The following is a 17,409-nucleotide window of genomic DNA, read 5'->3' as shown; positions in this document are numbered from 1 at the left end:
ATACTAAAGACATAGTTTTTCATATATATTTTTTAATCCTCTCTTTTTGAATAGCTTTGTGATCGCACAAAGCTATTTTTTTGCTGCAAAGTTCCGTCATCAGCAAATACATAAAGAGCACGGCGAAAGTTTACTTGCGAGTCGTGCTCTTTATGTATTTGCAGTGATGGGCGGAACGCCCATCAGCCACAGACGGGAGCTGCGGAAGCGGCGGCGGGATCGAAGAGACCAGGTCTGTGGGATGATGACGGAACGGAGCGGGAAGAAGCCAGAAGGGAAATTAACGGGATTTTTCATATTAATAAGTTGACATATAAAAATGAAATGATATAATAAATATATGGTAAAAATAGTAAAAACAGCATTGCACTGAATCATACTGTATGGTAAACTATACTTATCTATTATTCTATTTGCATGTCTTATGCATTTATGCGGCGTTTCTGCCAGAATTTCAAGAAGGTAACAGATAAGTACAGAATTACCTGCACTCCTGGTGATTCTGTATGGAAGGATTACAAAGGAGGTAACACGATGGGACAGAAAGATATTGTCGAAAAGATGCTGGAAGATTATCCGGATGTGTTTGCGGATATCATCAATGTACTGATATTTCATGGGGAACCGGTGGTAAAGGAGGATGAATTACACCAGACAAAGACAAGATCGCAGTATAAGGCGGATGACAGTGAACTCCATGAGCAGGAGAGGGATAATCTGAAGCTGTGGATCAGCGGATCCCGGATTGTGCTTTTTGGACTGGAGAACCAGACAGCCATTGATCATGACATGTCTCTGCGGGTGATCGGCTATGATGGAGCGTCTTACCGGGAACAGCTGCTGGAATCTCCCGGAAATAAAAGGTACCAGGTCGTGACTCTGGTGCTCTACTTTGGAGATCAGCCATGGAGGAGTCAGAAGAGCCTTCAGGACCGGATATCCAGAGTGGAAGGGATCATGGGCAGCGATTATAAGATCCAGGTATTTGAGATCGCATTTCTGACAGATGAACAGGTTCAAATGTTTCGAAGTGATTTTGGGATCATAGCAGATTATTTTGTAAAAAGACGGAGAAGAGAAGTATATGAAGGCAGTCGGAAACCGATCCGTCATGTGGATGCGATGCTGAAATTTATGGCGGTATTTGCGAAAGACCAGCGGTTTTTAAAAATAAAACTGGATGAAAAGGAGGAGGTCAATATGTGTGTGATACTGGATCGGGTAGAAGAAAGAGGGCGCCAGGAAGGAATTCGAATAGGAAGGGAAGAAGAAAGGGCCAGGACTGATAAGATACTGGATCAGGTGGAAGAAAGAGGACGCCAGGAAGGAATTCGAATAGGAAGGGAAGAAGAGAGAGCCAGGACTGATAAGATACTGGATCAGGTGGAAGAAAGAGGACGCCAGGAAGGAATTCGAATAGGAAGAGAAGAAGAGAGGGCCAGGACTTTACGATTGATCGGGATACTGCTTCAGCAAGGCAGAGCTGACGATATTGAACGAGTCTGTGCAGATGAGCAATACTGCAAAAAACTGCTGAACCAATATGGATTGCAGTAATCTTAATGGAAACGCTATCGGCAGAAATTTAAATGCTGACAGTGTTTTTCGCTTTGCAAAAAGTTTCGTTATCGGAAAATACAAAAAAAGCACAGCGCAAGCCTGCTTGCAGACTGTGTGCTTGACACTTTTGCAAGTGAAGTGGTATTGTATTTTTTAAAAAAACCGGTTGACCTTCGAAAGAGAACGTGATATGATTATCACGCTAGACTTTAGCGTTGGAAGAAGGTCTTTTTTTTATGCCTTATTTTAATTTAATTAAGAATCATAATGGAGGTGGAAGTTGTGCGCACAAGAGTAACATTAGAATGTACAGAATGTAAACAGCGTAATTACAACATGACGAAGGATAAGAAAACTCATCCGGAACGCATGGAAACAAAGAAATACTGCAAATTCTGTAAGAAACATACACTGCACAAAGAAACAAAATAGTGTTTCCGACGTGGCCCAAGCTTAAGGAAGTGGAGTATGGAAAAGAAGGACAAGAAAAAGAAAGCCAAAAAGACAAACTGGTTTAAGCAGATGAAAGCTGAATTCGGAAGAATTATCTGGCCGACCAAAGGAAGAATTGCAAAAGAAACAGCAGTTGTAGTTATCTGTGCCTTGATCATTGGTATTATAGTCGCTGTCCTGGACATGGGACTTCAGTACGGAATACAGGCACTGGTAGGATAGAGGTAAGGAGAATTTATGGCAGAAGCAAATTGGTATGTCGTTCACACTTATTCCGGCTATGAGAATAAGGTAAAAGCAAATCTTGAAAAAACCATTGAAAACCGCAAGCTTCAGGATGAGATACTGGAAGTTAAAGTACCCCTTGAAGATGTGGTTGAACTTAAGAATGGTGTAAAAAAGAAAGTTTCCAAAAAAATGTTTCCGGGATACGTATTGATCCATATGGTGATGAATGATGATACCTGGTATGTTGTTAGAAATACCAGAGGAGTCACAGGCTTTGTAGGACCAGGATCAAAACCGGTTCCCCTTACTCCTGCTGAAATGAAGCCGTTAGGAATCCAGCTGGGTGGAGGAACAGAAGCTGAAGCGCCAAAACAGGAAAAAGTCGAGTTTGACGCTGAGGTAGGAGACATGATTGTTGTAACTTCTGGTGCTTGGGAAGGAACAACAAGTGCGATTACTGCAATTAATGAACACAAGCAGACAGTAACCATTGAAGTAGAGATGTTTGGAAGAGCTACTTCTGTGGAGATTAATTTCTTGGATATCAAGAAAGCGTAGCAAAATAAAGAAACAGAACTTCTTTATTTGAGACAAAGTGGGAGGGCTATCCCGTAATTACCACAATAATCAGGAGGTTAACGATTATGGCAAAGAAAGTAGAAGGTTATATCAAACTTCAGATTCCAGCAGGAAAGGCAACACCTGCACCACCAGTTGGACCAGCTCTTGGTCAGCATGGTGTAAACATTGTACAGTTTACAAAAGAATTTAACGCAAGAACAGCAGATCAGGGAGATGTTGTAATTCCTGTTGTTATCACAGTATATCAGGACAGAAGCTTCAGCTTCGTAACAAAGACTCCGCCGGCTGCAGTTTTATTAAAGAAAGCATGCAAGATCCAGTCTGGATCAGGCGAGCCAAACAGAAAGAAAGTAGCAACGATTTCTAAAGAAGAGATCCAGAAGATCGCTGAGACAAAGATGCCAGACTTAAATGCAGGTTCTCTCGAAGCAGCTATGAGCATGATTGCCGGAACTGCAAGAAGTATGGGAATCACAGTAGAAGACTAGAAATCAGATGTGCTGCCTTAAAATTAAGAATTAAGAAGTGGGAGGGCTGGCTTCCCGATATTACCACAGGAGGTATTTTAGAATGAAAAAAGGTAAGAGATATGCAGAACTTGCAAAATTAGTAGACAAAACAACTACTTATGAGGCAAAGGACGCAGTTTCATTAGTAAAAAAATTAGCAAACGCAAAATTTGACGAGACGATCGAAGCTCATATCCGTCTTGGTGTCGATGGACGTCAGGCAGATCAGCAGATCCGTGGAGCAGTTGTACTGCCAAACGGAACAGGAAAAGAAGTAAAAGTTCTTGTATTCGCAAAAGATGCAAAAGCAGAAGAAGCAAAAGCTGCTGGAGCAGAATATGTTGGAGCAGAAGAATTAGTACCAAAAATCCAGAAAGAAAACTGGTTTGACTTTGATGTTGTTGTAGCAACACCAGATATGATGGGTATCGTAGGACGTTTAGGTCGTGATCTTGGACCAAAAGGTTTAATGCCTAACCCGAAAGCCGGAACTGTAACTATGGATGTTGCAAATGCGATCAAAGAGATCAAAGCAGGTAAGATCGAGTATAGATTAGACAAATCTAATATTATTCATGTGCCAGTAGGAAAAGCTTCCTTTACGGAAGAACAGTTAGTGGACAACTTCCAAACGTTAATCGATGCAATTGTAAAAGCAAAACCTGCTGCAGCGAAAGGTCAGTATTTTAGAAATGTAACAATTTCTTCTACAATGGGACCTGGAGTGAAAGTTGATACAACAAAATTTGCTTAAGTCTTAACGATAATCCTCTCTGTGAGATTCACAGAGAGGATTTTTTGATTTATGAAAACGATGTTCCTGTGAAATGAAAACACCCTGGAGGATCACAGTCATAGGAATTTGGAAAAAAACAAAAAAATAGTTGACAGATATAACAAAGTATGATATCTTTATAAAGTATTACTGCCGAAGACAGTAGGTGCCGTAAGGCGTAACGTAGAACTACCTACCGAGGAGAATCATTAGTATGAGCTAATTATGCCCTTTGTCTTTGGAGACAGAGGGCTTTTCTTTTTTAGGTGCGGCGGTACACGAAAATAAATCAAGGAGGTGCACCATTTCAATGGCAAAAGTTGAGTTAAAACAACCGATTGTAGACGAAATCAAAGAATTACTTGCAGATGCTCAGTCAGCAGTGCTTGTTTCTTATCGTGGAATTACAGTTGAACAAGATACAGCAATGCGTAAGGAATTAAGAGAAGCAGGTGTTGACTATAAAGTATACAAGAATACAATGCTTCGTTTTGCAGTGAAAGATACGGATTTTGATTCTTTATCCGGAGATCTTACAGGACCTACTGCGATTGCTGTTTCTAAGACAGACGCGACAGCTCCTGCACGTATCATTGCAAAATATGCAAAAGACGTAGAGTCTTTAGAGATGAAGTCTGGAGTTGTAGAAGGAACATTCTATGACAAAGATGGAATCAAAGTTATCGCAAGTATTCCATCAAGAGACGAACTGCTTGCAAAATTCCTTGGAAGTATCCAGTCTCCAATTACAAACTTTGCTCGTGTTATTAATCAGATCGCTGAAAAAGGCGGAGCAGGGGAAGCAGCAGAAGCTGCAGAATAATTTTAAGTAAAATATTAAATTTGAATTAGGAGGAAAATCATAATGACAACTCAGGAAATTATTGAAGTTATCAAAGGTTTATCAGTATTAGAATTAAATGAATTAGTAAAAGCTTGTGAAGAAGAATTCGGTGTATCTGCAGCAGCAGGTGTTGTAGTAGCAGCAGGCGGAGCTGAAGGCGGAGCAGAAGAAAAAGATGAATTCGATGTAGAATTAACAGAAGTTGGATCTGCAAAAGTTAAAGTTATCAAAGCTGTTCGTGAAATCACAGGACTTGGATTAAAAGAAGCAAAAGAATTAGTTGACGGAGCTCCTAAAGTTGTTAAAGAAGGTGTATCTAAAGCAGAAGCTGAAGAATACAAAACAAAACTTGAAGAGCAGGGAGCTAAAGTTACTCTTAAATAATTTAAGAGAATGCTTTCTTATTGAATATGTGAATGAAAACTGCCAGACTGACGATAATGTCAGGATGGCAGTTTTTTGTGTGCAAATATATAGGAATTCTACAAAATGGAATCTGCAAAAACTTTCATTGCAGATTTTACATCTTCTTTCACCCCTTCTTTTCCTGCGGCAATAATGTCATGAAGGAATATTTCGTTATTTCCAACACTCTTTACATATTCTCGGATTTTATTTCCTCCAGCCATGGCTCCATAGGTATAATAATTGATCTTGGTGATTCCGTTTTGGATCGCTGTTTTGAAATCTTCATCTGACACGCCGGATCCGCCGTGCATGACAAATGGAATATCAATCTGTTTTTTGATTTCTGTAATACGGTTCAAATCAAGTTTTGGTTCTGTCAGATAGACTCCGTGGGTTGTGCCAAAAGAGATGGCAAGAGCATCTACATGAGTGGCTTCTACAAAATTCTTTGCGGTAATCGGATCTGTATAACAGTCATCAAGTGAATTAAAATCTTCAGCTCCAACAGCGCCCCGCCCTTCTCCTCCTCCTATGGAAGAAGTAAAAATATGCCCTAATTCAGCTTCCACTGATACACCGGCGGCATGAGCGATTTTTACGATTTCTTTTGTCTCTTCCAAATTTTCTTCATAACTTTTTGCAGAGGCATCATACATGATAGAAGTAAAACCGAGACGAATTGCCTGGATGCATAAATCAAAAGAAGCTCCATGATCCAGATGAACGCAGACAGGAACGGAAGCTCTTCTGGCGTAATCCAGCATGATCGGTCCAATTTCCTGCATGGAAATCAGATTTTCATGTACTTCTGCATGCTGCAGGATGACAGGAACTTTCAGTTCTTCTGCAGCGGCGATAACAGCCTGAATGGATTCAAGGTTTGGAACGTTAAAAGCGCCAACCGCATACTTTCTATCTTTGGCATCTTTTAGTATTTCTTTCATCGTCATTAACATATTATATACCTCCATAAAATGTGAATTGCTTTAAATCTGATCTAATTATAACCAATGGTAATAAATATGTCAATTGGTATTGACAAAGGATGTGAAAGTGGGTATTTTTAAAATGACCAATGGTAATTAAAAAGGATGGAGGTAAACTTATTATGGATAAAATGGCAAAAACTCTGGTATTTACCGGCGAACGACAGATAGAACTACGAGAATATCCAATTCCAGAAGTCAGTGATAATAAAGTTCTGGTCAAAGTAGACGCATGTGCAATCTGCACATGGGAACAAAGGGTTTATACAGGTGTGAAAAAAGTGGAATATCCGTTTATCGGGGGCCATGAGATGGTAGGAAAGATCATTAAGATGGGGAAAAATGTTGACAGGCGGCAGTGGAGCGAAGGTGATTTTGTTGCGGTTGGTGTGACTCTCCCATGTAAAAACTGTTATCAGTGTAAAAGTGGAAATGAACAGAACTGTGAGCATTTTGACCACAGCAAACAGCAGGAAGGCCTTCCGGAAAAAGGAATGGGCGGTATGAGTTCTCATCTCCTGGTAAGTCCGGATAATCTGTTTCATATCAGTAATGTTTCGCCGGAAGAAGCAACGATTACAGAGCCTTTGTCATGTGTGCTTCACAGTGTGGAAACAGCTCAGATTGAATTTGGAGATGTGGTGGTTGTCATTGGATGCGGCATTATGGGACTGCTCCATACACTTTTGTCCATAAGAAGAGGCGCATGTGTGATCGTATCGGACACAAATGAAGAAAGAACAAAACTGGCTTTGGAACTGGGAGCATCCTATGCTGTGAATCCTGCAAAAGAGAATTTGGAAGAGAAGGTAAAGGAAATCACAGGCGGTATCAAAGCGCAGGTTGTATTTGACACAACGCCGATTTCGGCGGTTGCGGAGGATGCGGTAAAATCGGTAGCCAACAATGGAAGACTGGTGCTCTATAGCTCCTTTTATCCGGATACACCGATTTCTATCAGTCCGGACTGGCTTCATAAGAGTGCTGCAAAGCTTCTGGGAACAGCGAATTCGAATACGGTTGATTTTACAAAGGCAACCAGACTGCTGTCCCAGGGGATTATAGATGTGAAACCATTTGTCAGCGAAGTTTATGAATTAGAAGAATATAAGCAGGCTTTTGAATCGGCGATCAAGGGAGATAAATTCCGTGTTGTAATTAAGTTTTAAAAGCGAGCAGTCAGACCGTATTGGGCTGGCTGCTGCTTTATGTATAAATCAGATATCCTGTATTGGAAAAATTTTGTAAGGAGGAAATGAGATATTGGCAGGAATATCTCAGAGATATAAATATGGATGAAATATTAAATATGCAGATCAACGATATGGCGAAAGTGGAATTTGAATGCAGCTGTGGAAGAAAACATTTTCTGGATATCGATAAAATTGTGATGGGACAGGGCGTAATCAGCCGTCTGCCGGAGATTTTATCAGATTATGTAAAAGAGAAGATCTATATTCTGTATGATCAGAATACATACAGGGCGGCAGGAAGGAAGGTAAAAGAAGTCCTTGAAGATGCAGATTTTCAGGTAAAATGTACCGTCCTTGATTCCGGAGATCAGATTTTGATTCCGGATGAAAAAGCAGTTGGAAAAATGTTCATGGAACTGGAGGCAGGCACGGGAATGATTGTGGCGGTTGGTTCTGGTACATTAAATGATATGGCAAAATATATGTCTTCCAGAACGAAAATTCCATATACCATTGTATGTACAGCGCCTTCCATGGATGGATATGCTTCTTCCGGAGCTCCGCTGATGAATGGAGGACGTAAAATTTCCTACACGGCGACTCTGGCTTATGCGATTGTAGGGGATACAGATGTCATGAAAGAGGCGCCAATGCGTATGATCCTTGCAGGATATGGAGATATTATCGGGAAACTGACCTGTCTTGCGGACTGGCGGCTGTCTCATGAATTAACCGGAGAATACTATTGTGAAACTATTGTCAAATTGGTACAGAAAGCCATCCAGAAAGTAGTGGATCATCGAAAAGGACTGGAGCAGAGACAGGAAGAAGCAGTTCGGTATCTGATTGAGGCTTTAACTCTGACCGGCGTGGCCATGGGACTGGCAGGCAATTCCCGTCCGGCATCCGGAGCAGAGCATATGCTGAGTCATTATTGGGAAATGAAAGTGATTGCAAGAGGTGAAAATCCGGAACTGCATGGCATCAAAGTAGGAATTGCAACCCCTGTGATTGCGGAAGTCTTCGATGAGATGCAGGATCTGTTTCCGGAATCTGTGAAAGAAATGGCGCCTTCAGCCGATCAGATTAAGACATTGATGAAAGAAGCGGGAGCTCCAATCAAGCCTCAGGAAGCAGGCTTGGATAAGGATCTGTTCTATCGGGGAATTTTGGAAGGAAATACCGTCAGAGACCGGTTCAGCATTCTGGATCTGGCAGTAAAGGAGAATCGAATAGAGCGTATTGCCAGGAAAATAACAGATGAGTATTATCAGGAATAGGAGTGAGATTCATGGGGAAGATAGATCAGATCAAATGTTTCGTCCTGGATATGGACGGAACTATTTATCTGGAAGGAGAATTATTCAGCTTTACAAAAGGATTTTTAAAGCGGGTAGAGGAAACAGGAAGAAAATATTATTTTTTCACCAATAATTCTTCAAAAAGCCAGCAGGATTATATCGATAAACTTGAAGGTATGGGAATCGAGATACAGCCATCACAGATGATGATTTCCAGCCATGTGGCAATTCAGTACCTGAAGAAATACCACCCGGGACAGTCTGTTTATATTGTAGGAACGCCTTCACTGATCCGGGAATTTCAAATGGCAGGAATGACTCTGGTACAGGAGAATCCGGACATTGTGCTGCTGGGATTTGATATGACTTTGACTTATGAAAAAATGGCTAAAGCGTGCCATTATGTGAGAAATGGATGTATTTATTACGGGGTGAACCCGGATTGGAATTGTCCAATACGAAATGGCAATTTTATTCCGGACTGCGGTTCCATGGCCAAGATGATCGAGGCTTCTACCGGAAGATTTCCTGAATTTTTTGGAAAACCGTCGGTTCATACACTGGAATATATGATTGAGAGGACAGGATGTGAGCCGGAAGAGATTGCGGTCGTAGGAGATCGGCTTTATACAGATATTGCAGTGGCGGAAGGAAGCAGCGTCACATCTATCCTGGTGCTGAGTGGAGAGAGCACCATGGAGGATGTGGAGAAAAGTGCGAATAAACCAGATTTTATATACAGGGATTTAAGTGAAATTCCATTATAAAATTTAGAACAAAATACCAGGAGAGAAACCTTGAAAGAGAAACAAGGAAATGATATGATTACCTTATGAATACATAAACTGATATATCTCATCATGTTGCAGTGAGAATACCGGCGTATTTCAAGGAAAGAAAAGGCGGAAACAATATGGCGGAGACAAAGAAAAGAAAGCTGTTGTATATGCGCCTTCGGGAGCATATTTTAGATGATTATAAAGAGAAACCATATTATTCTCCATTGCCTGGGGAGCGTGAGTTGTGTGATATCTATAAGGTAAGCAGACCAACGGTACGGAAAGCTCTGGAGGTTTTGGAGGAAGAAGGCTGTATTGCCAGATTTCCGGGCAAAGGAGCTTTCTATATCGGAAATAAGGAGGGGCATAATCAGAAGATTTCCACAAATATAGCTTTCTATAATCAGGTAAAGCTGCGGGGGGATTATACACGAAGCAAAGTCCTGGCTCAGCGGATTGAGCTGGCGGGAGAAGAAACAGCGCGTGTTTTGGGAATCGAAGAAGGGGAGAAGATCTTTCATCTGGAGAGACTGCGCTTTATCAATGATCAGCTGTGGTCTTTGGCGGATGCTTATGTGCCATATTCTCTGTGTCCGGAATTGATCGAGTACGATTTTACGGAGAGGTCATTACATAATACATTGTCCAATTACGGACATATCCCTGCAAAGGCAAGACGCCATATTACCGCGAGACATGCAGATGAATATGAAGCCTTTAATTTAGGACTGCAAAAAGGAGATCCAGTGTGTGTTGCAAAAACTTTGACCTGCGATGAGGCAGGAAGCCCTTTGGAATATTCTGTCAGCAGAAGTGATGTATATAACATGTCGATTGAACTGACACTGCAGAACAGAACCAATGTCAGCGAAGGAGACAGTTATTCCAATATGCTGTAAGAACAGAATATCCTGAAAGGGATTTTTTGTGGGTAATAATGTTAAAAAATTAACAAAATAAAAGGAGGAAGAAACGATGCACGCAGATGAAAGCTTATTGGGGATAAAGCATGCGGTACTCTATGAAGTGGCAAAGCTTGCTTTTGAGGGAGAGCTGGAGGAAAAGAGGGATGATATAGCAAAAAAGCTGATCCCTGGTCCAAGAGCCAATTTCCGCTGTTGTATTTATAAGGAGCGAGAGATTATCCGTCAGAGAGTACGTCTGGCAGAAGGAAAGGGAGTCGAGGCAGAAGATAATGGAAATATCATGCAGGTAATCTATTCAGCATGCGCAGACTGTCCGATTTCAAGCTATACGGTAACAGAAAACTGTCAGAACTGTCTTGGAAAGGCATGTATCAATTCATGTAGATTTGGTGCGATCGAGGCGGGACGTCACCGTTCTCACATTGATCCGGCAAAATGTAAAGAGTGTGGACAATGTGCAAAGGCCTGTCCATATAATGCCATTGCCCATCTGCAGAGACCATGTAAATTCAGCTGTCCGGTTGATGCGATTACATATGATGAAGATGGAATTTCTGTGATCGATCCGGATAAATGTATCCGGTGCGGACAGTGCATTCACAGCTGCCCGTTTGGAGCAATCGGAACAAAATCTTTCATTACTCATGTAATTGAAGCGCTGAAATCCGACAAGGAAGTTTATGCAATGGCAGCGCCGGCGACAGAGGGACAGTTCGGAAAAGATATTACGATGAACAGCTGGAAGAAAGCCATGAAGGAAGTAGGATTTGATGATTTTATCGAAGTAGGACTTGGAGGAGACATGACGGCTGCCTACGAGGCAGAAGAGTGGGCAGAGGCATACAAGGAAGGAAAGAAGATGACAACATCCTGCTGTCCGGCCTTCGTTAATATGATCGACAAACATTTCCCGGAATTAAAGGATAATGTTTCCACAACGGTTTCACCAATGTGCGCGGTATCAAGATGGATCAAATCCCAGCATCCGGATGCGGTCACTGTATTTATCGGGCCATGTATCGCAAAGAAATCTGAGGCTGTGGAACATGGTATAGAAGGAAATGCTGATTTTGTACTGTCTTACAGCGAAATCGAAGCAATCATGAAAGCAAAAGGCGTTGAGCTGCAGCCGGAAGAAAACAATTACCAGGAAGCTTCCATTTACGGTAAGAAATTTGCAAGTTCAGGAGGAGTTACAGCAGCCGTTCTTGAAAGTCTGAAAGAATCTGAAGATGAGATCAACGCAACCGTATGCAGGGCTGATGGAGCTGCTGAATGTAAAAAAGCGCTTCTGTTTATGAAAGCCGGAAGACTGAAAGAAGACTTCATTGAAGGTATGGCATGCGAAGGCGGATGCGTGAACGGACCAAGCTGCAATCAGAAACCAAATGTTGCAAGAAAGAACCGCAGCGCAATGCTTGCAGAGGCCGATAAACGAGATATTCACGAGAACTTAAAGAACTATGATATGGATGCATTCTCTATGCACAGATCGTAGATCAGAAGATAAAAGATTCATTAAAATTTTTTATTTTGAATAATCAAAGAAAGAGAAATTCCTTGTGCGAAGGAACTTCTCTTTCTTTTTTTATAAAAGTAAGTGATGGACCGATGAAGGGCAGGGAATTTGTCTGGGAAAGAGCTTATTCTCTGGCAAGACAGGAGTAGGCGATGATTCCAAGATAAATAAAATAAATGAGAGTAAAGGAACCGGCAAAAGCAAAAATATTGCCTGTTTTCAGACAAATGAACCAGACTGCCAGCGGTAAAAGGATATCAGTACAACAGAAAATTTTTGTAAGAGCATTATTTTTTTCATGGAGAATGGTTTTGGATACTATGGGGATCATAATGCCGATCAGAACAAAGCCGATGCATTGAAGAAAAAAGAAAGCAGTCACAGAGACCGTGGAACTGAACTGAACGATCAGATGAAATCCACCGGTAACGAGGCAAATGACGTAAGAAAACAAAGGACCAATAAGAATCAGGATTTTCTTCATAACTACCCCTCCTTATAAAGAAAATAAATATGTAATAACTATACTTGAATTATATTATGAATTGAAATGATTGTAAAGACAACAAAGAAATATTTCGATAATATCAAAAGGCGCTGATTGGATTCAGCGCCTTTTATATATAAGATATTATTTTTATATCAGATTAGATGTCCAGCAGATCACTGAAGGCTTTTAATGCTCCGTCAGTGTCATGAGCAAGAACGCGTGTTGCAAGGACTTTACCAAGCTGTACGCCTTCCTGGTCAAAGCTGTTTACGTTCCACAGGAATCCCTGGAACATGATCTTATTCTCAAAATGAGCAAGCAGTGCACCTAATGATTCAGGTGTTACCTGGTCTCCGATGATGATGCTGGAAGGACGTCCTCCTGCAAATCTCTTGTTTGGATTCTCATCATCTTTACCACATGCAAACGCAATGATCTGGGCAGCCACGTTAGCGCAGAGTTTCTGCTGGCTTGTTGTTCCCTGGATTTCTACGTCTACACCTAACTGATTCTTTCTGTATCCAACAAACTGTAATGGAACGATGTCGGTTCCCTGATGTAATAACTGATAGAAAGAATGCTGTCCGTTTGTACCAGGCTCACCGAAGATGATAGGTCCTGTTACGTAGTTAACAGGTTCTCCATCACGGTTGACGCTCTTACCATTGGATTCCATGTCACACTGCTGTAAATGTGCAGGGAAACGGTTCAGCGCCTGTGAATATGGAAGAACAGCAGTTGTAGGATATCCCTGTACGTTGCGCTCGTAAACACCGATCAGGGCATCTAACATATCAGGGTTCTTACGGATATCTTTGTTCTTGGCAAGTTCATCTTCATCAGCAGCACCGTTGAGGATTCGTGCGTATACATCCGGTCCGAATGCAAGAGAAAGGACAACGCCGCCAACAACGGAAGAAGAAGAATAACGTCCTCCGATAAAGTCATCCATGAAGAAGGATTCAAGATAGTCATCACCCTGAGCCAGAGGAGAAGTCTCACTTGTAGCAGCAAGCATATGGTTCTTTGGATCTAATCCAGCCTTTACCAAAGCGTCTTTTACGAAGGCTTCGTTTGTAAGTGTCTCTAATGTAGTTCCGGATTTGGAAACCACGATGAACAGAGAACGGGATACATCAATAGAGTTAAGAACGGCAGCAGCATCATCTGGATCGACATTACTGATGAATTTTGCTTCCATCTTAAAGGTATCATTTGCTTTTGCCCAGTTCTCAAGAGCGATATACAGAGCGCGAGGACCTAAGTCACTTCCGCCGATACCAATCTGTACAACGGTTGTGAATTTTTCTCCAGCGGCGTTTGTAATCTCTCCAGCATGAACTTTCTTTGCAAATTCAGCAGCTTTTTCCTGCTGAGAAACATAGAATTTACGTTTGTCCACTCCGTCAACGATAACAGGATCGCCCTGCTGTCTTCTTGCTAAGTGATGAAGAACACGGCGGCCTTCTCCTGTATTGATGATTGCACCGTTATATAATTCTTCATATTTTTCAACCAGCTGCTGTTCCTCTGCCAGATCAGCAAGAGCGTCTAAAACAGTGTCGTCCACTTCTTTTGCAGCGTAGTTGTAATTGAGTCCGGCAGCCATTGGTGTGTTGTACTCAGCCACACGTTTGGCACCGTTCTCGCCGGACATTGCTTCCACAATGTTTACACGGCCTTTTAATTCGGCAAGCTTATCAAAGGATGCCAAAGTGTCAAGATTCTTCCATGTTGCCATAAGTAATTCCTCCTTAATATGGGCATTGATTAATTAGATGTCACACATGCAAATACAAATGTTGTTCTGCAAAACCTAATTTATCTCAATTATACTAAAAAAATTGTGCCATTTCAATGGAATACATTCCTGGGTCTAGAAATTTAGCATAAATTTGCCAAAAGATTCACAAAAATACGGAGGAGGAGAACAGAAAAAATATGTGCGGAGGGATTATGATTTCTGGCGGTGAGCCGATGGTACCGGTGGATTTTGAAGAGTGCTGTGGAGAAGGAAAAGCAATGTTAGATTAAAAAAGATAAAAAAGAACATTATAGTGAAAAAGTGTGCATTTTCTATTGACAGATTAGTAGAGGAAAACTATAATAAAACCATAAAGAACAAACGCACACTATAATGGAATTATGAACAAACAAAGCAAATAAAGAAAGGAAGAGGAACAGTGAAGTATTACAAACCAGAAACAGTGAATGAAAATCTGCCGGGGATCATATTGCTGAGTCACGGCCCGTTTGCGGTATCGCTTCTGGATACGGCAAGAATGCTTTTTGGAGATGCTGAGAATCTGGCGGCTTTTTCTTTTGAAGAAGGGGATGATGCAGATCAATATCGGGAAACTTTTGAGGAAACCATCGATGCTTTTCCTGAAGGAACCCTGATTCTGGTAGATTTGTTTGGCGGAACGCCATGTAACCAGGTTATGCGGTATGTACAGGAAAGGGAACGACCGCTGGAAGTTGTCGGTGGAATGAATCTGCCGATGCTTCTAAATGCAGTAATTGCCAGAGAAAAAAAGAACGGAAAGGAATTCAGTCTGGATACTGTGGAAAATGGGAAAAACGGAATTTTCCGGGTTGATGTAGAAAGATTTCTTCAGAGTGATGACGAGGATGAAGATGAATAAGAAGACGTTTGCGGAAGGAGATAGTGTATATGGCAAAACAGTTAGCAGTCAGAGTTGACGACCGGCTGATTCATGGACAGGTTGTGACACAGTGGGTCAAAGTATTTAAGGCACAGAAGATAGTTGTAATCGATAACAATGTGGCGAAAGATAAGATGCAGAAAAATATTTTGAAATTTGCTGCTCCGCCTGAGATGAAAGTTAGCATTTTTTCTGTAGATAAAGCAGTGGAAGTATGGAATAAAAATCAGTTTGGCAACATGAATGTTTTCGTTCTGTTTAAAGACGTAAAGCAAATTAAAGAACTGGAAGAAAAAGGCTTGAAATTTAATGAAATAACAATTGGAAACATGTCTGTTGTGGGAGATAGAAAACTAATTTATAAATCTACAGGCTTTACAGAAGAGGAAGCTCAGGCTTTATTTGATCTTCAGAAAGATGGAGTGAAGATATATTTTCAGACCCAGCCGACTGATCGCAAGGAGTCTTTGGATATTATGACGAAGGTATTTCCAAATCTCGATGCATGAGCAGATAATAAAAAACTAAGGAGGATAAAAATATGACAATTACATTGACACAGGCAATTTTACTTGGACTGTTGGGTGGAATTGCAAAATGCTGTATCCCATATACGCCAGGAGCTTTTATGTTTAATACTGTTATTTTTAATGCAGTTGTAATTGGAGCGGTTCTTGGGGATATGAGTCAGGCAATGATTATAGGAGCGTCTTTACAGTTGATTTATTTGGGGGTAATTGCGGCAGGAGGTAATCAGCCGACAGATCCATGTCTTGCAGCTTATGTGGCAATCCCTGTAGCAATGGCTTCTGGACTCGATACTAACGCCGCAGTAGCTCTTGCAGTTCCGGTTGGTCTGCTCGGGGTTCAGATTACTAATATTTTGTATCTGGCAGCAGGATTCTTTGCGCAAAAAGGTGATGCGTGTGTAGAAAAAGGAAATGCAGCCGGAATGATACGCTGGTCTATTGTTACAGTGGGACTTCTCCGTCTGCTTTGCTTTGGCGCATTAATTTCGATTGCGCTATATTTTGGAAGCAGTGCACTGCAGGGAGTACTGGATGATATTCCGGGATTTGTAACTAATGGACTTGCGGCAATGGGGGCTTGTCTGCCGGCAGTAGGATTTGCAATTATTGCAAATCTGATTTCAAAACCGAAATATGTACCATTCTTCTTTGCTGGATTTTTTCTGATTCAGTATACGAAGATTGGAACAATTCCGTTGCTGATGATTGGAGCATTTATCACATTCCTTTATATTACATTTACAAAAAATGAATATGCAGGAAATGCCGATTATGATGAGGATGAAGACGAGGATGAGGATGAAGACGAAGATGAGAAAGCGGAATCAGGAGAGAAGATTCTGACTAAAAAAGATGTTCTAAAGGCTTATCTGATTTACTGGGTGACAGGAGAGATATGTCATAGTTTTGAAAGAATGCAGGCGCCGGCTTTCTGCGCAGCTTTGGTTCCGGCTCTTAAAAAGTTTTATCCGAATCAGGAAGATAAACCAAAATATATCGAAGCTTTGAAAAGAAATATGACATTCTTTAATACAGAGGCTCACTGGGGCGGAGGTCCCTGCCTTGGATTGACTCTGGCGATGGAAGAAAAGAAATCCAGAAATTATGAAGCGATTCCTGGAGAAATGATCATGAACCTGAAAACAGGTCTTATGGGACCTCTGGCAGGAATTGGAGATACGATTTCATGGTCTACCTTGATGTATTTGCTGATTGGATTGTTCCTGCCTTTGGCACAGAACGGAAATCCGCTTGGAGGAATTGGGCCGATTGTACTGTTGACAATTATCTGCTTTGGAATCGGAGGGTTCCTGACAACAAAATGTTATACTTTTGGTTATTCTTTTGCAGAAAATATGCTGAAATCCGGATTGGTTAATATGATTATCGCAGGTGCAAGTATACTTGGATTGTTTATGATGGGAGGGCTGGCTTCTACATATGTTACAGTTTCAACTCCACTTAAATTTGCAACCAGTGCTTACACAACAACACTGCAGTCCATCCTGGATTCTATAGCTCCTGGACTGCTTCCTCTGGCAGTTGTTCTCCTTGTATGGGGATATCTGGCAAAGGTAAAACGCAATTATTTTGTAGCAACTCTCGGACTTACGATTCTCTCTCTGGTTTTGGGATGCCTGGGAGTGATTGCCGGTTAAAA

General features: G+C 41.4%; 19 protein-coding genes and 1 other annotated feature. Of the genes, 16 read left to right on the top strand and 3 right to left on the bottom strand.

Translation table 11 applies throughout. The annotated features are described in order from the left end of the window. The first annotated feature begins 534 nt into the window (after positions 1–534). The 8 genes from JMF81_RS09350 (at position 535) to rplL (ending at position 5,335) form a co-directional block, all read left to right on the top strand. Complete coding sequence (locus tag JMF81_RS09350; protein WP_201311191.1) at positions 535–1,557, top strand: transposase; 1,023 nt, start codon at positions 535–537, stop codon at positions 1,555–1,557. 270 nt (positions 1,558–1,827) lie between these two features. Continuing rightward, entirely contained in the window at positions 1,828–1,992 is a 165-nt protein-coding gene (gene rpmG, locus JMF81_RS09345; RefSeq protein WP_274954264.1) for a 50S ribosomal protein L33, read from the top strand. A gap of 36 nt (positions 1,993–2,028) precedes the next feature. After that, complete coding sequence (secE, locus tag JMF81_RS09340) at positions 2,029–2,235, top strand: preprotein translocase subunit SecE (protein ID WP_201311189.1); 207 nt, start codon at positions 2,029–2,031, stop codon at positions 2,233–2,235. Positions 2,236–2,250: 15 nt separating this feature from the next. Beyond that, complete coding sequence (gene nusG / locus JMF81_RS09335; protein WP_201311188.1) at positions 2,251–2,799, top strand: transcription termination/antitermination protein NusG; 549 nt, start codon at positions 2,251–2,253, stop codon at positions 2,797–2,799. Between the two features lie 86 nt (positions 2,800–2,885). Further along, the gene (rplK, locus tag JMF81_RS09330; protein WP_201311187.1) at positions 2,886–3,311 is read left to right on the top strand and encodes a 50S ribosomal protein L11; all 426 of its coding nucleotides are present in this window, start codon (positions 2,886–2,888) and stop codon (positions 3,309–3,311) included. A gap of 82 nt (positions 3,312–3,393) precedes the next feature. Then, positions 3,394–4,086: a 50S ribosomal protein L1 gene (gene rplA / locus JMF81_RS09325; protein WP_201311186.1), complete on the top strand. Its 693-nt coding sequence runs from the start codon at positions 3,394–3,396 to the stop codon at positions 4,084–4,086. A 156-nt stretch (positions 4,087–4,242) separates the two neighbouring features. Next, positions 4,243–4,375: a sequence feature (ribosomal protein L10 leader region), on the top strand. A 42-nt stretch (positions 4,376–4,417) separates the two neighbouring features. Continuing rightward, positions 4,418–4,930, top strand: a complete 513-nt coding sequence (gene rplJ, locus JMF81_RS09320; protein WP_201311185.1) for a 50S ribosomal protein L10 — start codon at positions 4,418–4,420, stop codon at positions 4,928–4,930. A gap of 42 nt (positions 4,931–4,972) precedes the next feature. Next, a complete protein-coding gene (rplL, locus tag JMF81_RS09315) occupies positions 4,973–5,335 on the top strand; it encodes a 50S ribosomal protein L7/L12 (RefSeq protein ID WP_201311184.1) in 363 nt (120 codons plus the stop codon). Between the two features lie 98 nt (positions 5,336–5,433). On the opposite strand, the gene JMF81_RS09310 is transcribed toward rplL, so the two are convergent. Further along, a complete protein-coding gene (locus tag JMF81_RS09310) occupies positions 5,434–6,315 on the bottom strand; it encodes a class II fructose-bisphosphate aldolase (RefSeq protein WP_201311183.1) in 882 nt (293 codons plus the stop codon). A gap of 152 nt (positions 6,316–6,467) precedes the next feature. Here JMF81_RS09310 and JMF81_RS09305 point away from each other — a divergent pair, with 152 nt between their 5' ends. The 5 genes from JMF81_RS09305 (at position 6,468) to JMF81_RS09285 (ending at position 12,042) form a co-directional block, all read left to right on the top strand. Then, positions 6,468–7,514, top strand: coding sequence for a zinc-dependent alcohol dehydrogenase (locus JMF81_RS09305; RefSeq protein ID WP_201311182.1), 1,047 nt, complete (start codon positions 6,468–6,470; stop codon positions 7,512–7,514). Between the two features lie 86 nt (positions 7,515–7,600). Next, positions 7,601–8,818: a sn-glycerol-1-phosphate dehydrogenase gene (locus JMF81_RS09300; RefSeq protein WP_308805591.1), complete on the top strand. Its 1,218-nt coding sequence runs from the start codon at positions 7,601–7,603 to the stop codon at positions 8,816–8,818. A gap of 11 nt (positions 8,819–8,829) precedes the next feature. Then, positions 8,830–9,606 carry an HAD-IIA family hydrolase gene (locus JMF81_RS09295; protein ID WP_201311181.1) on the top strand — a complete coding sequence of 259 codons (777 nt, stop codon included), beginning with the start codon at positions 8,830–8,832 and terminating at the stop codon, positions 9,604–9,606. A 146-nt stretch (positions 9,607–9,752) separates the two neighbouring features. Beyond that, positions 9,753–10,517, top strand: a complete 765-nt coding sequence (locus JMF81_RS09290; protein WP_201311180.1) for a GntR family transcriptional regulator — start codon at positions 9,753–9,755, stop codon at positions 10,515–10,517. Positions 10,518–10,593: 76 nt separating this feature from the next. Beyond that, complete coding sequence (locus tag JMF81_RS09285) at positions 10,594–12,042, top strand: 4Fe-4S dicluster domain-containing protein (RefSeq protein WP_201311179.1); 1,449 nt, start codon at positions 10,594–10,596, stop codon at positions 12,040–12,042. Between the two features lie 145 nt (positions 12,043–12,187). On the opposite strand, the gene JMF81_RS09280 is transcribed toward JMF81_RS09285, so the two are convergent. After that, on the bottom strand, positions 12,188–12,547 hold the full coding sequence (locus tag JMF81_RS09280; protein ID WP_201311178.1) for a hypothetical protein: 360 nt from the start codon (positions 12,545–12,547) through the stop codon (positions 12,188–12,190). A 163-nt stretch (positions 12,548–12,710) separates the two neighbouring features. Further along, positions 12,711–14,294, bottom strand: coding sequence for a glucose-6-phosphate isomerase (locus JMF81_RS09275; protein ID WP_201311177.1), 1,584 nt, complete (start codon positions 14,292–14,294; stop codon positions 12,711–12,713). A 442-nt stretch (positions 14,295–14,736) separates the two neighbouring features. Between JMF81_RS09275 and JMF81_RS09270 the strand changes: the two genes are divergently transcribed. From JMF81_RS09270 to JMF81_RS09260, 3 genes are read left to right on the top strand one after another with little or no spacing between them, the layout of a single operon-like run. Continuing rightward, complete coding sequence (locus tag JMF81_RS09270) at positions 14,737–15,198, top strand: PTS sugar transporter subunit IIA (protein WP_201311176.1); 462 nt, start codon at positions 14,737–14,739, stop codon at positions 15,196–15,198. Between the two features lie 29 nt (positions 15,199–15,227). Next, positions 15,228–15,728 (top strand): PTS sugar transporter subunit IIB, encoded by a 501-nt coding sequence (locus JMF81_RS09265; RefSeq protein ID WP_201311175.1) that lies wholly within the window; start codon positions 15,228–15,230, stop codon positions 15,726–15,728. Positions 15,729–15,760: 32 nt separating this feature from the next. Then, positions 15,761–17,407, top strand: coding sequence for a PTS system mannose/fructose/sorbose family transporter subunit IID (locus JMF81_RS09260; protein WP_201311174.1), 1,647 nt, complete (start codon positions 15,761–15,763; stop codon positions 17,405–17,407). Positions 17,408–17,409: the final 2 nt, after the last annotated feature.

The organism is Anaerostipes butyraticus (genome assembly GCF_016586355.1).
Lineage (GTDB): Bacteria > Bacillota > Clostridia > Lachnospirales > Lachnospiraceae > Anaerostipes > Anaerostipes butyraticus.
Note: the sequence above shows the minus strand (reverse complement) of the source record. Positions and strands in the feature narration are given on the sequence as shown.

Excerpts from the sequence above, each read along its gene's own strand:
- JMF81_RS09350 (WP_201311191.1), top strand. The coding sequence starts at position 535 with ATGGGACAGAAAGATATTGTCGAAAAGATGCTGGAAGATTATCCGGAT.
- rpmG (WP_274954264.1), top strand. The coding sequence starts at position 1,828 with ATGGAGGTGGAAGTTGTGCGCACAAGAGTAACATTAGAATGTACAGAA.
- secE (WP_201311189.1), top strand. The coding sequence starts at position 2,029 with ATGGAAAAGAAGGACAAGAAAAAGAAAGCCAAAAAGACAAACTGGTTT.
- nusG (WP_201311188.1), top strand. The coding sequence starts at position 2,251 with ATGGCAGAAGCAAATTGGTATGTCGTTCACACTTATTCCGGCTATGAG.
- rplK (WP_201311187.1), top strand. The coding sequence starts at position 2,886 with ATGGCAAAGAAAGTAGAAGGTTATATCAAACTTCAGATTCCAGCAGGA.
- rplA (WP_201311186.1), top strand. The coding sequence starts at position 3,394 with ATGAAAAAAGGTAAGAGATATGCAGAACTTGCAAAATTAGTAGACAAA.
- rplJ (WP_201311185.1), top strand. The coding sequence starts at position 4,418 with ATGGCAAAAGTTGAGTTAAAACAACCGATTGTAGACGAAATCAAAGAA.
- rplL (WP_201311184.1), top strand. The coding sequence starts at position 4,973 with ATGACAACTCAGGAAATTATTGAAGTTATCAAAGGTTTATCAGTATTA.
- JMF81_RS09310 (WP_201311183.1), bottom strand. The coding sequence starts at position 6,315 with ATGTTAATGACGATGAAAGAAATACTAAAAGATGCCAAAGATAGAAAG.
- JMF81_RS09305 (WP_201311182.1), top strand. The coding sequence starts at position 6,468 with ATGGATAAAATGGCAAAAACTCTGGTATTTACCGGCGAACGACAGATA.
- JMF81_RS09300 (WP_308805591.1), top strand. The coding sequence starts at position 7,601 with ATGAGATATTGGCAGGAATATCTCAGAGATATAAATATGGATGAAATA.
- JMF81_RS09295 (WP_201311181.1), top strand. The coding sequence starts at position 8,830 with ATGGGGAAGATAGATCAGATCAAATGTTTCGTCCTGGATATGGACGGA.
- JMF81_RS09290 (WP_201311180.1), top strand. The coding sequence starts at position 9,753 with ATGGCGGAGACAAAGAAAAGAAAGCTGTTGTATATGCGCCTTCGGGAG.
- JMF81_RS09285 (WP_201311179.1), top strand. The coding sequence starts at position 10,594 with ATGCACGCAGATGAAAGCTTATTGGGGATAAAGCATGCGGTACTCTAT.
- JMF81_RS09280 (WP_201311178.1), bottom strand. The coding sequence starts at position 12,547 with ATGAAGAAAATCCTGATTCTTATTGGTCCTTTGTTTTCTTACGTCATT.
- JMF81_RS09275 (WP_201311177.1), bottom strand. The coding sequence starts at position 14,294 with ATGGCAACATGGAAGAATCTTGACACTTTGGCATCCTTTGATAAGCTT.
- JMF81_RS09265 (WP_201311175.1), top strand. The coding sequence starts at position 15,228 with ATGGCAAAACAGTTAGCAGTCAGAGTTGACGACCGGCTGATTCATGGA.
- JMF81_RS09260 (WP_201311174.1), top strand. The coding sequence starts at position 15,761 with ATGACAATTACATTGACACAGGCAATTTTACTTGGACTGTTGGGTGGA.